Source organism: Microbacterium sp. F51-2R (assembly GCF_052180235.1).
Classification (GTDB): domain Bacteria; phylum Actinomycetota; class Actinomycetes; order Actinomycetales; family Microbacteriaceae; genus Microbacterium.
The window spans coordinates 2,895,741-2,914,225 of record NZ_CP197470.1; the positions used below are offsets into that span (position 1 = coordinate 2,895,741).

General features: G+C 70.4%; 9 protein-coding genes. 8 read left to right on the plus strand and 1 reads right to left on the minus strand.

Going from position 1 to position 18,485, the window contains the following annotated elements; genetic code table 11:
- Window positions 1-62 precede the first annotated feature (62 nt).
- The 3 genes from rpoB (at window position 63) to ACSBPH_RS12690 (ending at window position 8,222) form a co-directional block, all read left to right on the plus strand.
- Window positions 63-3,557, plus strand: coding sequence for a DNA-directed RNA polymerase subunit beta (gene rpoB, locus ACSBPH_RS12680; protein WP_442574691.1), 3,495 nt, complete (start codon window positions 63-65; stop codon window positions 3,555-3,557).
- A gap of 45 nt (window positions 3,558-3,602) precedes the next feature.
- Window positions 3,603-7,475: a DNA-directed RNA polymerase subunit beta' gene (gene rpoC / locus ACSBPH_RS12685; RefSeq protein ID WP_442574692.1), complete on the plus strand. Its 3,873-nt coding sequence runs from the start codon at window positions 3,603-3,605 to the stop codon at window positions 7,473-7,475.
- 132 nt (window positions 7,476-7,607) lie between these two features.
- A complete protein-coding gene (locus tag ACSBPH_RS12690) occupies window positions 7,608-8,222 on the plus strand; it encodes a hypothetical protein (protein ID WP_442574693.1) in 615 nt (204 codons plus the stop codon).
- 33 nt (window positions 8,223-8,255) lie between these two features.
- Here ACSBPH_RS12690 and ACSBPH_RS12695 read toward each other — a convergent pair whose 3' ends face one another.
- On the minus strand, window positions 8,256-8,864 hold the full coding sequence (locus ACSBPH_RS12695) for a hypothetical protein (RefSeq protein ID WP_442574694.1): 609 nt from the start codon (window positions 8,862-8,864) through the stop codon (window positions 8,256-8,258).
- Between the two features lie 130 nt (window positions 8,865-8,994).
- Between ACSBPH_RS12695 and ACSBPH_RS12700 the strand changes: the two genes are divergently transcribed.
- The 5 genes from ACSBPH_RS12700 (at window position 8,995) to ACSBPH_RS12720 (ending at window position 18,483) form a co-directional block, all read left to right on the plus strand.
- Entirely contained in the window at window positions 8,995-10,032 is a 1,038-nt protein-coding gene (locus ACSBPH_RS12700) for an ABC transporter (RefSeq protein WP_442574695.1), read from the plus strand.
- 54 nt (window positions 10,033-10,086) lie between these two features.
- Window positions 10,087-10,572 (plus strand): hypothetical protein, encoded by a 486-nt coding sequence (locus ACSBPH_RS12705; RefSeq protein ID WP_442574696.1) that lies wholly within the window; start codon window positions 10,087-10,089, stop codon window positions 10,570-10,572.
- A gap of 48 nt (window positions 10,573-10,620) precedes the next feature.
- The gene (locus ACSBPH_RS12710; protein WP_442574697.1) at window positions 10,621-11,277 is read left to right on the plus strand and encodes a spermidine/putrescine ABC transporter substrate-binding protein; all 657 of its coding nucleotides are present in this window, start codon (window positions 10,621-10,623) and stop codon (window positions 11,275-11,277) included.
- Between the two features lie 120 nt (window positions 11,278-11,397).
- On the plus strand, window positions 11,398-12,531 hold the full coding sequence (locus ACSBPH_RS12715; RefSeq protein WP_442574698.1) for a serine/threonine-protein kinase: 1,134 nt from the start codon (window positions 11,398-11,400) through the stop codon (window positions 12,529-12,531).
- Window positions 12,532-18,483: an Ig-like domain-containing protein gene (locus ACSBPH_RS12720; RefSeq protein WP_442574699.1), complete on the plus strand. Its 5,952-nt coding sequence runs from the start codon at window positions 12,532-12,534 to the stop codon at window positions 18,481-18,483.
- Window positions 18,484-18,485 lie beyond the last annotated feature (2 nt).

The window sequence follows — 18,485 nt, forward strand, 5'->3', positions numbered from 1 at the left end:
CGATGAGCACTCCACCCTGACGACAAGGAACCGGGCCCTCACGGGCCCACGGAGGAATTCCCTTGGCTGCTGCGCCCAACGCATCCACCACCACCCCCAAGAACGGCCGCGGAGCTTCCCGCCTCTCGTTCGCCAAGATCTCCGACACGCTGACGGTCCCCGACCTTCTCGCCCTGCAGACCGAGTCCTTCGACTGGCTCGTCGGCAACGAGGCGTGGAAGGCGCGCGTCGCCGAGGCGCAGGCCGCCGGCCGCACCGACGTGCCCGAGATCAGCGGTCTCGAGGAGATCTTCGAGGAGATCTCGCCGATCGAGGACCTGAGCGAGACGATGCAGCTCTCGTTCACGAACCCCTACCTCGAGCCCGAGAAGTACTCCATCGAGGAGTGCAAGGAACGGGGCAAGACCTACGCCGCCCCGCTCTACGTCGAGGCCGAGTTCATGAACCACCAGACCGGTGAGATCAAGACCCAGACGGTCTTCATGGGCGACTTCCCGCTCCAGACCGGCAAGGGCACCTTCATCATCAACGGCACCGAGCGCGTCGTCGTGTCGCAGCTCGTCCGCTCTCCCGGCGTGTACTTCGACCGCACCCCCGACAAGACCTCCGACAAGGACATCGTGTCGGCGCGCGTCATCCCGAGCCGCGGCGCGTGGCTCGAGTTCGAGATCGACAAGCGCGACCAGGTCGGCGTGCGCATCGACCGCAAGCGCAAGCAGTCGGTCACCGTCTTCCTGAAGGCCCTCGGCCTGTCCAGCGAAGACATCCTGGGCGAGTTCGCCGGCTTCGAGTCGATCGAAGAGACGCTGTCGAAGGACACGATCCTCACCAAGGAGGACGCGCTCCGCGACATCTACCGCAAGCTCCGTCCGGGCGAGCAGGTGGCCGCCGAGGCCGCGCGTGCGCTCCTGGACAACTTCTACTTCAACCCGAAGCGCTACGACCTCGCGAAGGTCGGCCGTTACAAGATCAACCAGAAGCTCGGCCTCGACCGCCCGCTCTCGGACTCGGTCCTCACGGTCGACGACATCGTCGCGACGATCAAGTACCTCGTCCGCCTGCACCGCGGCGACACCGTCTTCGACGGCATCCGCAACGGCCAGCCCGCCGAGATCCGCCTCGACATCGACGACATCGACAACTTCGGCAACCGTCGCATCCGCGCCGTCGGCGAGCTCATCCAGAACCAGGTCCGCACGGGCCTGTCGCGCATGGAGCGCGTCGTCCGCGAGCGCATGACGACGCAGGACATCGAGGCGATCACGCCGCAGACCCTGATCAACGTGCGTCCCGTCGTGGCGGCGATCAAGGAATTCTTCGGAACCTCGCAGCTGTCGCAGTTCATGGACCAGAACAACCCTCTCGCCGGTCTGACCCACAAGCGCCGCCTGTCGGCGCTCGGCCCCGGCGGCCTCTCGCGTGAGCGCGCGGGCGTCGAGGTCCGTGACGTCCACCCGTCGCACTACGGCCGCATGTGCCCGATCGAGACGCCGGAAGGCCCGAACATCGGTCTCATCGGCTCGCTCGCGTCGTTCGCGCGCATCAACGCGTTCGGCTTCATCGAGACGCCGTACCGCCGCGTCGTCGACGGCCGCGTGACCGACCAGATCGACTACCTCACGGCCAGCGAAGAGAGCGACTACATCGTCGCCCAGGCCGGTGTCGAGCTGAAGGCCGACGGCGCGTTCGCCACCGACCGCGTGCTGGCTCGTCGCGGCCAGGGCGGCGAGGTCGACCTCTTCCACGCGGAGGAGATCGGCTACATGGATGTCTCGCCCCGCCAGATGGTGTCGGTCGCGACGTCGCTCATCCCGTTCCTCGAGCACGACGACGCCAACCGCGCCCTCATGGGTGCGAACATGCAGCGTCAGGCCGTCCCGCTCCTTCGCTCCGAGTCGCCGGTCGTCGGCACCGGCATGGAGGGCTTCGCGGCCATCGACGCCGGTGACGTCGTCACCGCGGAGCGCGCCGGCGTCGTGGTCGAGGTCTCGGCCGACGTCGTGACGGTCCAGCTCGACGAGGGCGGCACGCAGGACTACTTCCTGCGCAAGTTCGACCGCTCGAACCAGGGCACGTCGTACAACCAGCGCGTCGTGGTCTCGGCCGGCGACCGCGTCGAGGCCGGCGAGGTCATCGCCGACGGTCCCGCGACCGAGAACGGCGAGCTCGCTCTCGGCAAGAACCTCCTCGTCGCCTTCATGACGTGGGAGGGTCACAACTTCGAGGACGCGATCATCCTCAGCCAGAACCTGGTGAAGGACGACACACTCTCCTCGATCCACATCGAGGAGTACGAGGTCGACGCCCGTGACACGAAGCTCGGCAAGGAGGAGATCACGCGCGACCTGCCGAACGTGAGCCCCGACCTGCTGAAGGACCTGGACGAGCGCGGCATCATCCGCATCGGCGCCGAGGTGCGCCCCGGCGACATCCTCGTCGGAAAGGTCACGCCCAAGGGCGAGACCGAGCTCTCGGCCGAGGAGCGCCTGCTCCGCGCGATCTTCAACGAGAAGAGCCGCGAGGTGCGCGACACGTCGCTGAAGGTCCCCCACGGTGAGGCCGGCACGATCATCGCGGTCAAGGAGTTCAACGCGGAGGACGGCGACGACGAGCTCGGCTCGGGCGTCAACCGTCGCGTCGTGGTCTACATCGCCCAGAAGCGCAAGATCACCGAGGGCGACAAGCTCGCGGGCCGTCACGGCAACAAGGGCGTCATCGCGAAGATCCTCCCCGTCGAGGACATGCCGTTCCTCGCGGACGGCACGCCGGTCGACGTCATCCTCAACCCGCTCGGCATCCCGGGTCGAATGAACTTCGGTCAGGTCCTCGAGACCCACCTCGGGTGGATCGCGAAGCAGGGCTGGAAGGTCGAGGGCACCCCGGAGTGGGCCATGCGCCTGCCCGAGGAGGCCCGTGAGGCCGCGCCCGGCACCAAGGTCGCGACCCCGGTGTTCGACGGTGCGTTCGAGGAGGAGATCGCGGGTCTGCTCGACTCGACGAACCTCACGCGCGACGGTGACCGGCTCATCGACTCGACGGGCAAGACGAAGCTCTTCGACGGTCGCTCCGGCGAGCCCTTCCCGGCGCCCATCTCGGTCGGCTACATGTACATCCTGAAGCTGCACCACCTCGTGGACGACAAGATCCACGCACGGTCGACGGGCCCCTACTCCATGATCACCCAGCAGCCGCTGGGTGGTAAGGCGCAGTTCGGTGGCCAGCGCTTCGGTGAGATGGAGGTGTGGGCGCTCGAGGCATACGGCGCCGCATACGCCCTCCAGGAGCTCCTCACGATCAAGTCCGACGACATCCTCGGCCGCGTCAAGGTGTACGAGGCGATCGTCAAGGGCGAGAACATCCAGGAGCCCGGCATCCCCGAGTCGTTCAAGGTGCTCATGAAGGAGATGCAGTCGCTCTGCCTGAACGTCGAGGTCCTCTCGGCCGACGGCACGGCGGTCAACCTCCGCGACACGGATGACGACGCCTTCCGCGCCGCGGAAGAGCTCGGCATCAACATCTCCACGCGGTTCGAGTCGTCGTCGATCGACGAGATCTGACCCTCCGACTGACTCACCACACAGAATTCCGACACAGGAGAACCAGTGCTCGACGCAACAACATTCGATGAGCTTCGCATCGGCCTTGCCACCGCAGACGACATCCGTCGCTGGTCGTACGGCGAGGTCAAGAAGCCCGAGACCATCAACTACCGCACGCTGAAGCCGGAGAAGGACGGCCTCTTCGGCGAGCAGATCTTCGGCCCCTCCCGCGACTGGGAGTGCGCCTGCGGCAAGTACAAGCGCGTCCGCTTCAAGGGCATCGTCTGCGAACGCTGCGGCGTGGAGGTCACCAAGTCCTCCGTCCGCCGCGAGCGCATGGGCCACATCGAGCTCGCCGCGCCCGTCACCCACATCTGGTACTTCAAGGGCGTCCCCTCGCGCCTCGGGTACCTGCTCGACATGGCGCCGAAGGACCTCGAGAAGGTCATCTACTTCGCCGCCTACATGGTCATCTCGGTCGACGAGGAGGCGCGTCACCGCGACCTCCCGACGCACGAGAACAACCTGCGCCTCGAGATGAAGACGGCGGCCGACCGCCGTGACTCGCGCATCGCGACCCGCCTCCAGAAGCTGGAGGAAGAGCTCGCCGCGCTCGAGGAGGAGGGCGCGAAGGCCGACCAGAAGAAGAAGGTCAAGGACGCCGCCGAGAAGGACATGGCCGCCATCCGCAAGAACGCGGATGAGACCATCGCCAAGCTCGAGCGCGTCTGGGAGGAGTTCCGCAACCTGGAGGTCGGCTCGCTGAAGGGCGAGGACGAGATCTTCCACGAGCTGCAGGACCGCTTCGGGCAGTACTTCGAGGCCTACATGGGCGCGGAGTCGATCCAGCGTCGCCTCCAGGCCTTCGACCTGCAGGAAGAGGCCGACAGCCTCCACCTGCAGATCTCCGAGGGCAAGGGCCAGCGCAAGATCCGTGCGATCAAGCGCCTGAAGGTCGTGAACTCGTTCCTGCAGACGGGCATGAGCCCCGCCGCGATGGTCCTCGACGTCGTCCCGGTCATCCCGCCGGAGCTGCGGCCCATGGTGCAGCTCGACGGTGGCCGCTTCGCCACGTCCGACCTGAACGACCTCTACCGCCGCGTGATCAACCGCAACAACCGCCTTCGTCGCCTGATCGACCTCGGCGCGCCCGAGATCATCGTGAACAACGAGAAGCGGATGCTCCAGGAGGCCGTCGACGCGCTGTTCGACAACGGCCGCCGCGGGCGTCCCGTCACCGGCACCGGCAACCGCGCGCTCAAGTCGCTCTCCGACATGCTCAAGGGCAAGCAGGGCCGGTTCCGCCAGAACCTGCTCGGCAAGCGCGTGGACTACTCGGGTCGTTCGGTCATCATCGTCGGCCCGCAGCTCAAGCTCCACCAGTGCGGTCTGCCCAAGCAGATGGCGCTCGAGCTGTTCAAGCCGTTCGTGATCAAGCGCCTGATCGACCTCGGTCACTCGCAGAACATCAAGGCCGCCAAGCGCGCCGTGGAGCGCACGCGCCCCGAGGTGTGGGACGTGCTCGAGGAGATCATCCGCGAGCGCCCCGTGCTGCTCAACCGCGCGCCCACGCTCCACCGTCTGGGCATCCAGGCGTTCGAGCCGCAGCTCGTCGAGGGCAAGGCCATCCAGCTCCACCCGCTGGTCTGCGCCGCCTTCAACGCGGACTTCGACGGCGACCAGATGGCCGTCCACCTGCCGCTGTCGGTCGAGGCTCAGGCCGAGGCCCGCATCCTGATGCTCGCGTCGAACAACATCCTGAAGCCCTCGGACGGCCGTCCGGTCACCCTGCCGTCGCAGGACATGATCATCGGCCTGCACCACCTCACGACGGTGAAGCAGGGCGCCGCGGGCGAGGGTCGCGTGTTCGGCTCGGTCGGCGAGGCGATCCTGGCCAAGGACGAGGGCACCCTCGACCTGCAGGCCAAGGTCCGCATCCGCATCCCCGGCCTGACGTTCCTCGAGGGCGAAGCCCCCGAGGGCTACGAGCGCCACGGGCTCGTCGACGCCTCGCTCGGCCAGGCGATCTTCAACGACACGCTCCCCAAGGGCTACCCGTTCGTGCGCGAGCAGGCCGACAAGGGCAAGCTGTCGCAGATCGTGAACAAGCTCGCCGAGGAGTACCCGAAGGTGGAGGTCGCGGCTTCGCTCGACCGCATCAAGGACGCCGGCTTCTACTGGGCCACCCGTTCGGGTGTCACGGTGGCGCTCAGCGACATCCTCACGCCCCCCAACAAGGGCGAGATCGTCGCGGGCTACGAGAAGCAGGCCGCGAAGGTCCAGGGTCAGTTCGAGAAGGGTCTCACCACCGACGCCGAGCGTCGTCAGGAGCTCATCAAGATCTGGACCGAGGCGACCGACGCCGTCCAGAAGGCCATGCGCGACAACTTCCCCGAGGACAACACCATCAACCGCATGGTGTCGTCGGGTGCGCGAGGCAACTGGCTGCAGATCCGCAACATCGCGGGTATGCGAGGCCTGGTGAACAACCCCAAGGGTGAGATCATCCCGCGCCCGATCATCTCCTCGTACCGCGAGGGTCTGTCGGTGGCGGAGTACTTCATCGCGACGCACGGTGCCCGTAAGGGTCTGGCCGACACGGCCCTCCGTACGGCCGACTCGGGTTACCTCACGCGTCGTCTCGTCGACGTCTCGCAGGATGTCATCATCCGCGAGGAGGACTGCGGCACGACCAAGGGCCTCGAGCTCCCCATCGCCACCCCCGGTGCCGACGGCGTGCTCGTCAAGGACCCGAACGTCGAGAACTCGGTGTTCGCACGCACGCTCGCGGCCGAGGTCGTCGACGCGAGCGGCACGGTCCTCGCCGAGGCCGGCGACGACGTGGGTGACATCCTCATCAACAAGCTGGTCGATGCCGGCGTCGAGACGATCAAGGTCCGCTCGGTCCTGACGTGCGACTCGGCCGTGGGTGTCTGCGCGAAGTGCTACGGCCGTTCGCTCGCCACGGGCAAGATCGTCGACATCGGTGAGGCAGTCGGCATCATCGCCGCCCAGTCGATCGGTGAGCCCGGAACGCAGCTGACGATGCGTACCTTCCACACGGGTGGTTCGGCTTCGGCCGACGACATCACGCAGGGTCTTCCCCGCGTGCAGGAGCTCTTCGAGGCGCGTACCCCCAAGGGTGCCTCGCCGATCGCGGAGTCGGCCGGTCGCATCACGATCGACGAGACCGAGCGTTCCAAGAAGGTCATCCTGACGCCCGACAACGGCGAGGAGCCGCACGTCTACCCGGTCCTCAAGCGCGCCACCCTCCTCGTCGAGGACGGGCAGCACGTCACGGTCGGTCAGCCTCTGCAGGTCGGCACGCTCGACCCCAAGGAGGTCATGCGTGTCATGGGTGCCCGCGAGGTGCAGAAGTACCTCGTGAACGGCGTCCAGGGCGTTTACCGCTCGCAGGGTGTGCCGATCCACGACAAGCACATCGAGGTCATCGTGCGCCAGATGCTGCGCAAGGTCACCGTCGTCGACCACGCCGACACGACCCTGCTCCCGGGTGAGCTGGTGGACTTCAAGCGCTACCAGCAGATCAACCGCGAGGCCGTGGCCGAGGGCAAGCGCCCCGCGTCGGGTCGTCCCGAGCTGATGGGTATCACGAAGGCGTCGCTCGCGACGGAGTCGTGGCTGTCGGCCGCGTCGTTCCAGGAGACCACCCGCGTCCTCACGCAGGCGGCCATGGAGGGCAAGAGCGACCCGCTCGTCGGCCTCAAGGAGAACGTCATCATCGGAAAGCTCATCCCCGCCGGAACCGGCCTTGCGAAGTACCGCAACGTCACGGTCGAGGCGACGGAGGAGGCCAAGAGCGAGCGGTACCCCAACCGCATCTTCGCCTCGGACGGCGCGTACAGCGACGCCGACCTGAGCTACGTCGACTTCGACAGCTTCTCGACGGACGACTTCTCGGGCAACTACAACTGACGGGCGACGGATGCCTCGGCATCCGTCCCCTGAACACGAAGGCCCCGGCTCGCGCCGGGGCCTTCGTCGTATCCGCGTGCCGAAGACGGCGTCCGCCGCACCGCCGCCTACCCTGGGTGCCAGGGGCTGATCATGGCGCGTATCGGCGGTCGCAATCTCTGGCTCGCATGGCCTGTGGGGCTGGTGTGCGCCGGTGTCGTCGGCGCGCTCGCGTGGCTCGCGGCGCCCGCCCTGCCCGCCACGGTGGGGTTCGTGGGCGACACGCTGCGCGCCGCGACCTCGAGGCCGCAGGCCGCTGCCACCGGTCCCGTCTCGACGGCTGCCCTCGACGTCGCGCGCGACCTCGACTGCCGCAAGCTCTACCCCTCGCAGCTGTGGGGCGAGCTCGCCTGGACGCCCGACTCCCTGCTCTCCCAGACGCATGCGGCGCCGGCGACCTCGGTCACGGCGCTCGTGGACGCGCTCCAGCCGACGGTGCGCGTCACGTGCGGGTGGCGCGCGCCGCGCGGCACGATCGTGACGACCCTGTCGGTGGTGGGGGAGGACGCCCCGACCGTCGCCGAGGCGGCCCTGGCGGGGCAGGGCTTCGCGTGCGAGCCGTTCGGCACCGGCGTCGCCTGCCGGCGCTCGTCGGGCGGCGTCGTCGAGGAGCACGCCGTGCGCGAGGGCCTCTGGCTCGCGAGCGTCGAGACCGGATGGCGGCCCGAGCTCTACGGCACGCGGCTGGCGACCTTCGTCTGGAGCTGAGCGGCAGCGGCTCCGAGCCGTCGCGCCGGCCCGTCAGCCCCAGATCGAGGCGACGATCGCCGACGTGTAGCCCGTCGGGGCGAGGTTCGAGTACCGCGTGTCGATCAGGATCCCGTCGCGCCAGAACAGCGTCCGCCCGTCGGTGACGGGGTAGGTGACGTTCGGCCACGTCTTCTCGCAGCGCGTGCCGAGGTCGGGGTTGTAGCAGGTGAAGCCGACGTCGTCGGCGAGCTGGTTGAGCATCTCGAGCGCCGGCCCGCGGTCCATCCTCGTGATCGAGGTCTCGAGGTGCGTCGTGTCAGCCGCCGGGTCGCCCCACAGGCAGACGAGGCTCCCATCCGGCTGCGTGCCGGTCGCGACCCCGAACGCGGGATCGTTCAGCGGCACTCCCGACAGCTGCGCGACGACCGTCTCCGACAGCATCGCGACGCAGTCGGTCGGAATCTCCGCCTGCGGCGTGGGAGTGGGGGTGGGCGTCGCCTCTTCCGGGGCCGTCGCGCCGGGGCCCGCGCCGGTCGCGGAGGGCCCGGCGCTCGCGCCGGAACCGGGCTCCGGCGCGCACGCGGCGAGGCCCGCGAGGAGCGTCATCGCGGCCGCGGTGACGAGCGCGGCGCGGCGGAGGCGGTCGAGACGAGGGCGCATGCCGTCACCCTAGCCCCGGGAATCCGCGGAATTGGTGCCGAATCGCCGCGGCATGCCTCCGTGGGCATGACCTGCCCGCGCGCTACCCTCGCTGGTGCGGGGGTGTGCCTCGCGTGAGGAAGTGGATCCGATGAGTGACTCGAAGTCGACTTACGGCGACCCTGTCGAAGAGCCGAGGCCCGTCGACGACGTCGTCGGCAGCGCGAACGAGGGGCTCACGGATGCCGAGGCCGCCGGTCGCGAGGCGGCGCCGGTGTCCGGGCGTCCCGCCGAGGGCGAGGCATCCGTCTCCGACTCTCCCGCGGTCGCCTCCGAACCCGTGAACGGCGCCGACGCGCCCGTCGCATCGTCGCCCGTCGCGGACTCGACCGATGACGAGATCACGGATGCCGCGGCCTACCACGCCGCCTACAACGCGTCGTACGACGAAGAGCCCGCGCCCGCCGGCTCTGTCGCGACGACCGCCTACGAGACTCACACCCCGGCCACCGCGCCCGAGGTCGCGCCGAGCGAGCCCGTCTCGGAGGGCGCGCCCTACGGCGCCGCCGCCGGTGCGGGCGCCGCCGTCGGAGCGGGCGCCGCCACGGCGGCAGCAGCGCCGCAGCCGATCTTCGTCCAGGCGCCCGAGCCGCCGCGTGCGCGCGGCAACCGGGGTGCAGCGGGCGCGATCGGCCTGCTCGCGGCACTGAGCTTCGCCGTCCTCTTCCTCGCGGCGTGGCTCGGCATCGGTCTCGTCCGCGGCGACATCCGCCTCGAGGGGATCGTCGACGCGGTGACGTCGGCCGTCATGTCGTGGGTGTTCTGGACGCCCGTCGTCCTCTTCTTCCTCGGCTTCTGGCTGCTCGGCGCCATCATCAACCGCGGCCGCTGGGCGCACTGGGTGGTCTTCGGCATCTTCGTCGGGCTCTTCAGCTGGTTCGGGTTCATCCTCGGCGAGCTGTTCCAGGCGCCGTTCTGGAGCCTGACCTCGAGCGAGGGCCTCGACCTCATCCAGAAGAACCTCTTCGCACCGCTCGCGGTCATCGCGTTCATCATCGGCCGCGAGCTGACGATCTGGTTCGGCGCGTGGGTCGCCGCACGGGGACGTCGGGTGACGGAGCTCAACACCGAGGCGCAGCGCGAGTACGAGCGCACGCTCGAGGCGGGTCCTCAGCTCTACCGCCGGTAGTCGCGGAGGTCAACGGGACTGCCGATCGGTCGCGCGCAGACGTAACGTCGAAGCATGACGGCTGATCGGCCGCCCGAGCACGGGCATGTCCGCCCGCTCGTCGCGCTGGGACTCGTGACGGCGGCCTTCGGCGCGCTCGTCATCTGCGGACTCGGCGTCACGAGCCTGCTGCTCGACCAGGACGTCATCGCGGTGCCGGGTCTCGGCCAGGTTCCCGGCGTCATCGGCACGATCTTCGCGATCGGCGCGTTCGCCCTCGTGGTGTGGCTCGCGATCCGCAGGCCGCAGCCGTCGTACTGGAGCGCCGCCCTCGCCGCGGTCGTCACGCTCCTCGCCTATCCGCTCGGGGTGTGGTTCGGCGCCGTCGTCACCGGAGCCGACCTCGCCGCCGCGGCGGGCGCCGCGGGGGCGGTCGTCACGTCGTGGTTCGGCCTCGTCATCGCCCTCGCCGCCTTCGCCTGCGCGTGGGCCGCAGTCGCTCTCGTGCGCACGAATGCCCGGCGGCCGCGGTGGCCATGGGAGGACCCGGACGACGAATAGTGCGTCGCATCAGGGTCTTCGGGCGTCCGGCGTAATACGGTGGACGCCGTGGAGCGGTCGCTCGAGACCCAGGTCAGCCAGGCGGTGGACGCCTGGCTGAAGTGGCTTCCCCGGTGGGAGCCCGCCACGCACCGCGGACGCGTCGCCCCGTGCCGCCGCTGCTTCGGATCGCCCATCCTCTCGGCGGCCGGTCTCGGCTCCGACGTCCCGCACGGCGTGCAGCACGGACTCTCCACGCGGATCAAGACGATCGTCGACCACAGCGTCGCGGAGTACACCGCGCGCAACCTCCCGATGCTCCAGGGCGAGCTCGACCAGCAGGCCGCCCGCAACCGCGCCCGCAGCTATCGTCCCGGCGAGGGCCTCGAGCCGGAGTACGAGGGGCTGCCGCTCGACCCCGACCCGATCCCGGGGGCGCCGTTCCTCTTCACGATCTCAGGGCTCGCGGAGGAGGCGGATGCCGGCATCCCGGATCTTCCTCCCCTCAGCGACGACGCGAAGGCGGCCCTCCGGCAGGAGGTCGGCCTCGCCGACGACTACGCCAACATGGTGGGCCGCGAAGTGTGCACGATCCTGCTCCACCACCGCCTGCGCATCCAGGCCGCGATCACGCAGTACGTCGAGCCGCAGATCGAGGCGATGCTGCAGGAGCTGACGAAGTCGCTCGACGTGCCCTTCGACCCCAACGACCCTCCCGCCCTCTGATCCCTCCCCGACCCGCCCGGTCTGGAGGGGTGGCTCAGGGGGGTTTGTTAGCATGAGCCGGTTTGAGTGCGCGGTGCGGGCGCACTCTCGGACGCGGGTCGAGACACGGGGGAGGAACGGGTGGCCACACGCCTGCCATCGGCGCCTCCCATCCTCCCGGGGCTGACCTATATCCGCCCCCTCGGATCCGGCGGATTCGCCGACGTCTTCCTCTACGAGCAGGACATGCCCCGCCGCGACGTCGCGGTCAAGGTGCTGCCGAGCGATGTGCGCGACCCCGAGCTGCGGCGCATGTTCAACGCCGAGGCCGACGTGCTCGCGCACCTGTCGGCGCACCCCTCGATCGTCACCGTCTACCAGGCCGGCATCTCCGCAGACGGGCGCCCCTACATCGTCATGGAGTTCTGCCCGGGCTCCCTCGCCCAGCGCTACCGCCTCGAGCGCCTGCCGGTCGCCGAGGTGCTCGAGATCGGCGTCAAGATGGCGAGCGCCCTCGAGTCCGCCCACCGTGCCGGGCTCGTGCACCGCGACGTCAAGCCGAGCAACATCCTCGTGACGACCTTCGGCGCCCCCGTGCTCGCCGACTTCGGCATCTCGTCCTCGCTCGCCCGCGCGACGGCCGACGAGGTGCTCGCGATGTCGATCCCCTGGAGCGCCCCCGAGGTCGTCGCCGAGCAGACCGCCGGCACGGTCGCGAGCGAGGTGTGGAGCCTCGGCGCGACCGTCTACTCGCTTCTCGCGGGGCACAGCCCGTTCGAGAGGCGTGAGCGCGGGCAGAACACGAAGGAGCAGCTGCGCCGCCGGATCGCGCGGGCGAGCTACACGCCGATCGCGCGCGCCGATGTGCCGGCGGCGCTCCAGGACGTCCTCGCGCGCTCGATGAGCCGCGAATCCGCCCGGCGCTACGCCTCGGCACGCGAGTTCGCCGAGGCCCTCCGCAGCGTGCAGGCCGATCTCGGCATCTCGCCCACGGCGCTGGAGATGCCCGCCGAGGAGTGGGCCCCGGCATCCGCCCCCGTCGACTTCGCCGACTCGACGATGCGCGGCGCGGCCCGCAGCCACGTCGACCACGAGGGGCGTCGCAAGACCCGTCCGGAAGCCGGCGTCGCGAGCCTCGCCCGCGACGAGGACACCGACATCTCGGCGAGCCCCGTGCCCCGCTCGCGGGCCCTGCCGTGGGTCATCGCGGGCATCGCCGCGGTCGCCGGCATCGGCGCCGTCCTGGGCGCGCTCTTCGTCACGGGGGTGCTCTGAATGCGCCGCCGGACCATCGCCGGCATCAGCGCGGCGATCGCCGTGCTGTGCCTGGTCATCACCGCGAGCGTCGTCTGGCCGGGGCTCGACGCGCAGGAGACCCCCGAGGTCGACACGTCGGTCTGGGCGCTGCAGACCGGTGACGGGCGGCGCTACGCGCGCGTGAACACGACAGTCGGCGAGCTCGACACCGTCCGCAGCATCACCAACCCCAGCGAGGTCGCACAGACCTCCGACGGCGCCTTCCTCTTCTCCGACAGCTTCTCCAAGCTCACGAAGATCGACCCCGTGATGCCCGTCGATCTCGACGAGGAGTCGCTGCGAAGCTCTCCCTCGACCCCGGCGGGCACGACCGACGTCGCGACCTCGGGCGACTTCGTCGCCTACCGCACCGACTCGGGCGCGGTCTTCGTCGGCCGTCTCTCGACGGGCGACTCGACGCAGCTCGATCCGTTCCCCTCCGACGACGAGAACGCGCCGCAGTACGCCGCCGACGCCATCGCCGTCGACGCGCGCGGCATCCTCTTCAGCTACTCGCGCGCCGACGGCTCGGTGCTGCGCTACGACATCGCCGCCTCCGACGTGAAGGGCCGCGACGTGCTCGACGTCGAGGGCATCACGACGCCCGCCATCACGGCGGCCGGCGACACGTGGGCGGTCGTCGACACCGATGACGGCGACGTGTGGCTCCGGGGGGCGGATGCCGCGATCTCGGCCGGGACGACGGGTTCGTCGGTCGTCGGCGAGCCCGATCCGTCGGGTGCGGCCGTGTACATCGCCGACGAGACGGGCCTCATGCGCATCGCCGTCGACGGCGGCGAGGTCAGCGACGTCGTGGGCGTCGGCTCGACGGTCGTGGGGACGCCCGCCAAGCCCGTCGTGCACGACGGGGTGGTGTACGCCGGCTGGCTGCCGCAGGGCGGCACCGGCGGGGTGCTGTGGGACTCGGCATCCGATCAGACCACCGACCTGGATTACGGCGGCGAGGATCTCGGCGACGACCGGCGCCCCATGTTCGTCGCGAGCGACCAGGCCGTCATCCTCAATGAGACGCGCTCGGGCTGGGTGTGGACCGTCCCGGACGGACGGCTCGTCCCCTCCAGCCAGGACTGGTCGCTCGACGAGAAGACCAACCCCGACTCGCAGCCGAGCGAAGAGCAGCTGACGATCATGATCGATCCGAAGCCGCCGATCGCCGAGGCCGACGCGTTCGGGGTGCGTGCGGGGAGTCTCGCGACCCTGCCCGTGCTCATGAACGACCACGACCCCAACGAGGACGTCCTCTCGATCGACCCCACGTCGGTCACCGGCCTCGACCCCGGCTTCGGCGCCGTCTCGATCACCGACGACGGGCAGCGCATGACCGTGCGCGTCTCGCCCGAGGCGACGGGCTCGGCGACCTTCACCTATGCCGTGACGGACGGCACGACCGCCGACGGCCTGCGGTCCGATCCCGCGAGCGTGACGATCACGGTCGCCCCCGAGGGGGTCGACAGCGCCCCTTCCTGGTGTGGTGTCGACGGATGCCTCGTCCCCTGGCCCGAGCCCGAGGTCTCGCGCGGCGGCACGGTGACGGTGCCCGTGCTGCCCGGCTGGGTCGATCCCGAGGGCGACCCGTTCCTCCTCCTCTCGGTCGAGAACACGTCGGGTATCGGCAGCGTCGCCTCGACCCCCGCCGGGGACGTCGTCTACCAGCACGCCGACAACGGCCAGGGCGGCGAGGAGCTCGTCGAGCTCGCCGTCACCGTGTCGGACACGCTCGGGCAGACCTCCACCAAGCCCCTCGTCATCCGCGTGTCGCCAGAGCCGCGGCTCGAGGTGCAGTCCTTCGCCGTCGTGGACTCGATCGACGCGGGCCTCACGGTCGACGTCGCGCCCCACGTCACGGGCACGGCCGGCGCCGTGACGCTCGAGTCGGTGCGCGTCCTGGACGAAGCCGCCGCGACGGCGACCGTCATCGGGGGGACGACCACCTTCGACTTCTCCTCGCAGGCCCCCGGAACCTTCCGCGTCGGCTTCACCGTGACCGACGGCGTGAGCGACGCCGACGGCACCGCGCGCATCACGCTCCTCGCCGCCGATGCCCCGCCCGAGCTCGCCACATCGCCCGTCGTCGCGTTCGTCCGCCCCCAGGAGGACGCGACCCTCGACGTGTTCGCCGCCGTGTCCAACCCGACCCGCCGCGTGCTGCTGCTCAGCGACGTCACGGCGCGGGCCGACGACGGGGCGTCCCTCTCCGTCGACGCCGTGGGTCAGAACTACCTCCGCATCTCAGGCACGACCGCCTCCGGCGCGGCCGGGCGCCTCGGCACCGTGACGTACACGGTGAGCGACGGCACGGAAGACCGCGGGGCGAGCGTGCAGGGCGAGGCGACCGTCTACCTCCTGCCCCCCGCACCCGAGCTCGCGCCGATCGCCGTCGACGACACCGTCGTCGTGCGCGCGGGGTCGCAGGTCGACATCCCCGTGCTCGACAACGACATCGCCCCGGCGGGCGGCCGCCCGGTGCTCAACCCCGCCTCCGTCGTCTCGTCGAGCCCGGACGCCCTCGCCTTCGCGTCGGGCGATGTGCTCCGCTACCTCGCACCGTCCGAGCCCGGCGATTACGGCATCGAGTACTCCGTCTACACGACAGGTGCGCCCGTGCTCGCCGACACGGCGGACGTGCGCATCCACGTCCTCCCCGACGACGCCAACCGCGCGCCGCTGCCCGAGACGCTCGAGGGACGCGTCCTCAGCGGCGGGTCGACCGTCATCGAGTTCGACGGCTTCGGCATGGACCCCGACGGCGACGTCGTGACCCTCGACCGGATCATGAGCCAGCCAGGCAGCGGTGCGGCGACGATCACGGCCGACGGAACGTCGATCCAGTACACCAGCGTCCCGGGCTACCGCGGTCAGGTCTCGTTCCGCTACCGCGTCGTCGACGCGTTCGGCGAGACCGGCGAGGGGACCGTGCGCATCGGCGTGCTCGACGGGCAGGCCAACCCCAGCCCCATCACGTTCACCGACTACGTGCAGGTGCAGGCCGGCGCCGACAGCCGTATCCGCGTGAGTCCGCTCTCGAATGACATCGATCCGACGCTGGGCGAACTGACCCTCCAGGATGTGCGCCCCGACCTCCCCGAGTTCCTCGTCGACGGGTCGCGCAACGCCGAGTACACCCGCATCGACGGGATGGTCCGGTCGCAGTCCGACACGACGGTCGTCATCGACGCCGGCACCGAGCCGACGACGATGTCGTTCCTCTACGACGTCGCCTCCAGCTCGGGCAACACCGGCCGCGGTCTCATCGTCGTCAAGGTCGTGCGCGAGAGCGTTCCCGACTACCCCGTCGTCGCCGACACCGTCCTGACGGTGGAGAACCGCGACGACTTCGTGAAGGGCGTCGACGTCGTCGGCGGCAAGGCGACGTGGTCGGGCGGGGAGGTCGACGACCTCGAGATCTCGCTGTGGGGCGACCCGGCAGGCGTCTCGGTGAAGGGCCGCAAGATCAGCGGCGCCCTCCCGCAGACGACGCGCATCATCCCGTTCGCCGTGACCGGCGAGGGCACGTCCGGCCCCGTCACGACCTACGCCTTCCTCCGCGTCCCCGGAGACGACGACCTCTCGCTCGCGCTGAAGTCCGGCGCCGAGACGCCCAGCGTGACCGAGCTCGAGTCGGTTGCCTTCGACATGGCCTCCCTCGTCGCGCGACCGCCGGGCGTGCGGCTCGAGGTGGGCGACGAGGTGCGCGCGTCGGGAGCCCGGGCCGAGGCATCCTGCACCCTCGAGTCGGGCACGACGGTGCGCTACACCGCGGGGTCGGGTGCGCCGTGGGCCGACGCCTGCCAGGTGCCCGTGCGGGTCGCGGGCCAGGATGACTGGACCTACCTCTCGGTGCCGATCGTCGTGCTCGCGCTCGACCCGCAGCCGGAGCTGCACCCCGCCTCGCTCACGGTGGGTCCGGGCGAGACGGCGACGTTCGACCTCGCGCAGATGACGACGTGGCAGCTGCGCGAGGGCTGGGGCGACATCCAGTACGCCGTCGACTACTCGGGCCCGGCCTTCCAGATCACGCAGTCCGGCTCGACGCTCACGATCGTGGGCGCCGATCGCGCGGTGCCCGGAGCGGAGGATGCCGCGGTCATCCGCGTCACGAGCCACAACGCCGTCGCACCGGCGCGCCTCATCCTGCGGGTCGGCGCGGCGCCGTCGACCCTCCCGCAGGGAGGCTCGGCCTCGCAGCAGTGCTCGCAGGCATCGGGCTCGTCGTGCACGATCCAGGTGATCGGGGCATCCGGCGAGGTCAACCCGCTCCCCCGCACGCCGCTGGAGGTCGTGGAGGTGCGGCCGACCGGCGCATGCGCCGGAGTGAGCTTCCAGGTCGCGTCCGCGACATCCGTCGTCGCCTCCTGGTCGCAGGATGCCCCGGGCGCCACGTGCAGCGCCGCGTTCTCGGTCAAGGACGCCCAGGGCCGGCGGACGAACGCCGAGCGCGACGGGCGGATCCTCCTCGATCTGCTCGGCTACCCGAAGGCGCCCGCGGCGCTGCGGCAGACCGCCTACGGCGACGGCACGCTGACGCTGCGCGTCGACGCGGGCGAGGCGCGCCTGGCCTACCCGTCGCTCTCGGGCTTCGTCGTGCGCTCGAACGGCCAGGAGGTCGCGCGCTGCTCGGCCGACGGCTCGTGCCCGCCGATCACCGCGCCCAACGGCGAGCAGCGCACGTACGAGGCCGCGGCGGTCAACTCCGTCGGCGAGTCGCGCTCGCGGGTGAGCACCGTCGCGTGGGCGTATGCCGCGCCGGGCGCCCCCGCGACCGTCGTCGTCGCGCCCGTCGTCACCAACGGCGACGGCGGCGTCGTCTCGCTGTCGATCTCGGGGCTCGACACGGGGCAGACCGGCGGCATCGAGATCACGAGCCCCAACGGCGAGACGGTCCGCGTTCCGCTCCGCCCCGGGCAGGACACCGCCGAGGTCGGCTCGTACCGCATCGGCACGAACTCCTCCTCGCCCATCACGATCACGCCGTACTCCCGCTTCACCCTCCCGCCGGGTCTCGGCGGGAGCGCCTCGGGCGCGGCGACCACGGTGTGGGGCAACGGCATCGGGGCCCCGCTCAGCCCGAACCTCGCCCTCAGCTCGGAGTCGATGGGCGACGGCACCTCGACGGTGACGGCGCGCGCCTCGGCGGCGCTCAACGGAGACGGCTCGTCGCTGCGGTACGGCATCGTGCAGGACGGGAAGCGCTGCCAGACCTCCGCCGACGGCGCCACGGCGACCTTCCCGGGCCTCGCGGACGGTGACGAGTACACCTTCACGATGTGCGTCGAGTCGTGGTTCGACGGCCGGTCGTACGGCGCGAACTCGTTCTCGGCGAGCGTCCGCGCCGTGCAGAGCGGCAAGGCGCCCAAGGGCTGGACCTTCGTCGTGGCCGATCGCGCGAACGTCGGCGACGGCCGTGCGGAGTGGACGATCCAGCAGCAGCCGACGTCGACGGAGAAGGTGCCCAACCGCAACCACGTCGAGATGACGGGCTTCCCGACGGGGGTCTTCGGCCGCGATCCCGGCATCCAGGTGCGCTACGTTCACGACTGGTGGGGGACCGCGACCCCGTGGGCCACCGTCGTGCCGGCCGCCGGCAGTGCGCCCTACCAGGTGCAGGCGAACTGGAGCGCCGACAACGCCTGCACGGGCGGCGGCAAGCTGTCGCCCCGTGGCACGTCGACCGACGGCAAGGCCGCCATCACCTTCGGCAACGGCAACCTCACCTACTACGACAAGAACGGCAAGGTCCTGCCGCACACCGCCGACACGTGGGAGGTGCCCAAGGGCGCCGTGCGGGTCGAGGGCATCCGCGTCACGGTGAGCTGGACGGCGCAGGGATGGGGCCTCGCCGACGCTTCGGCGAGCTTCGGCGCCGCGTGCGCGCCCAACGACGCGCAGCCGACCCCCGACCCCACGCCCTGAAG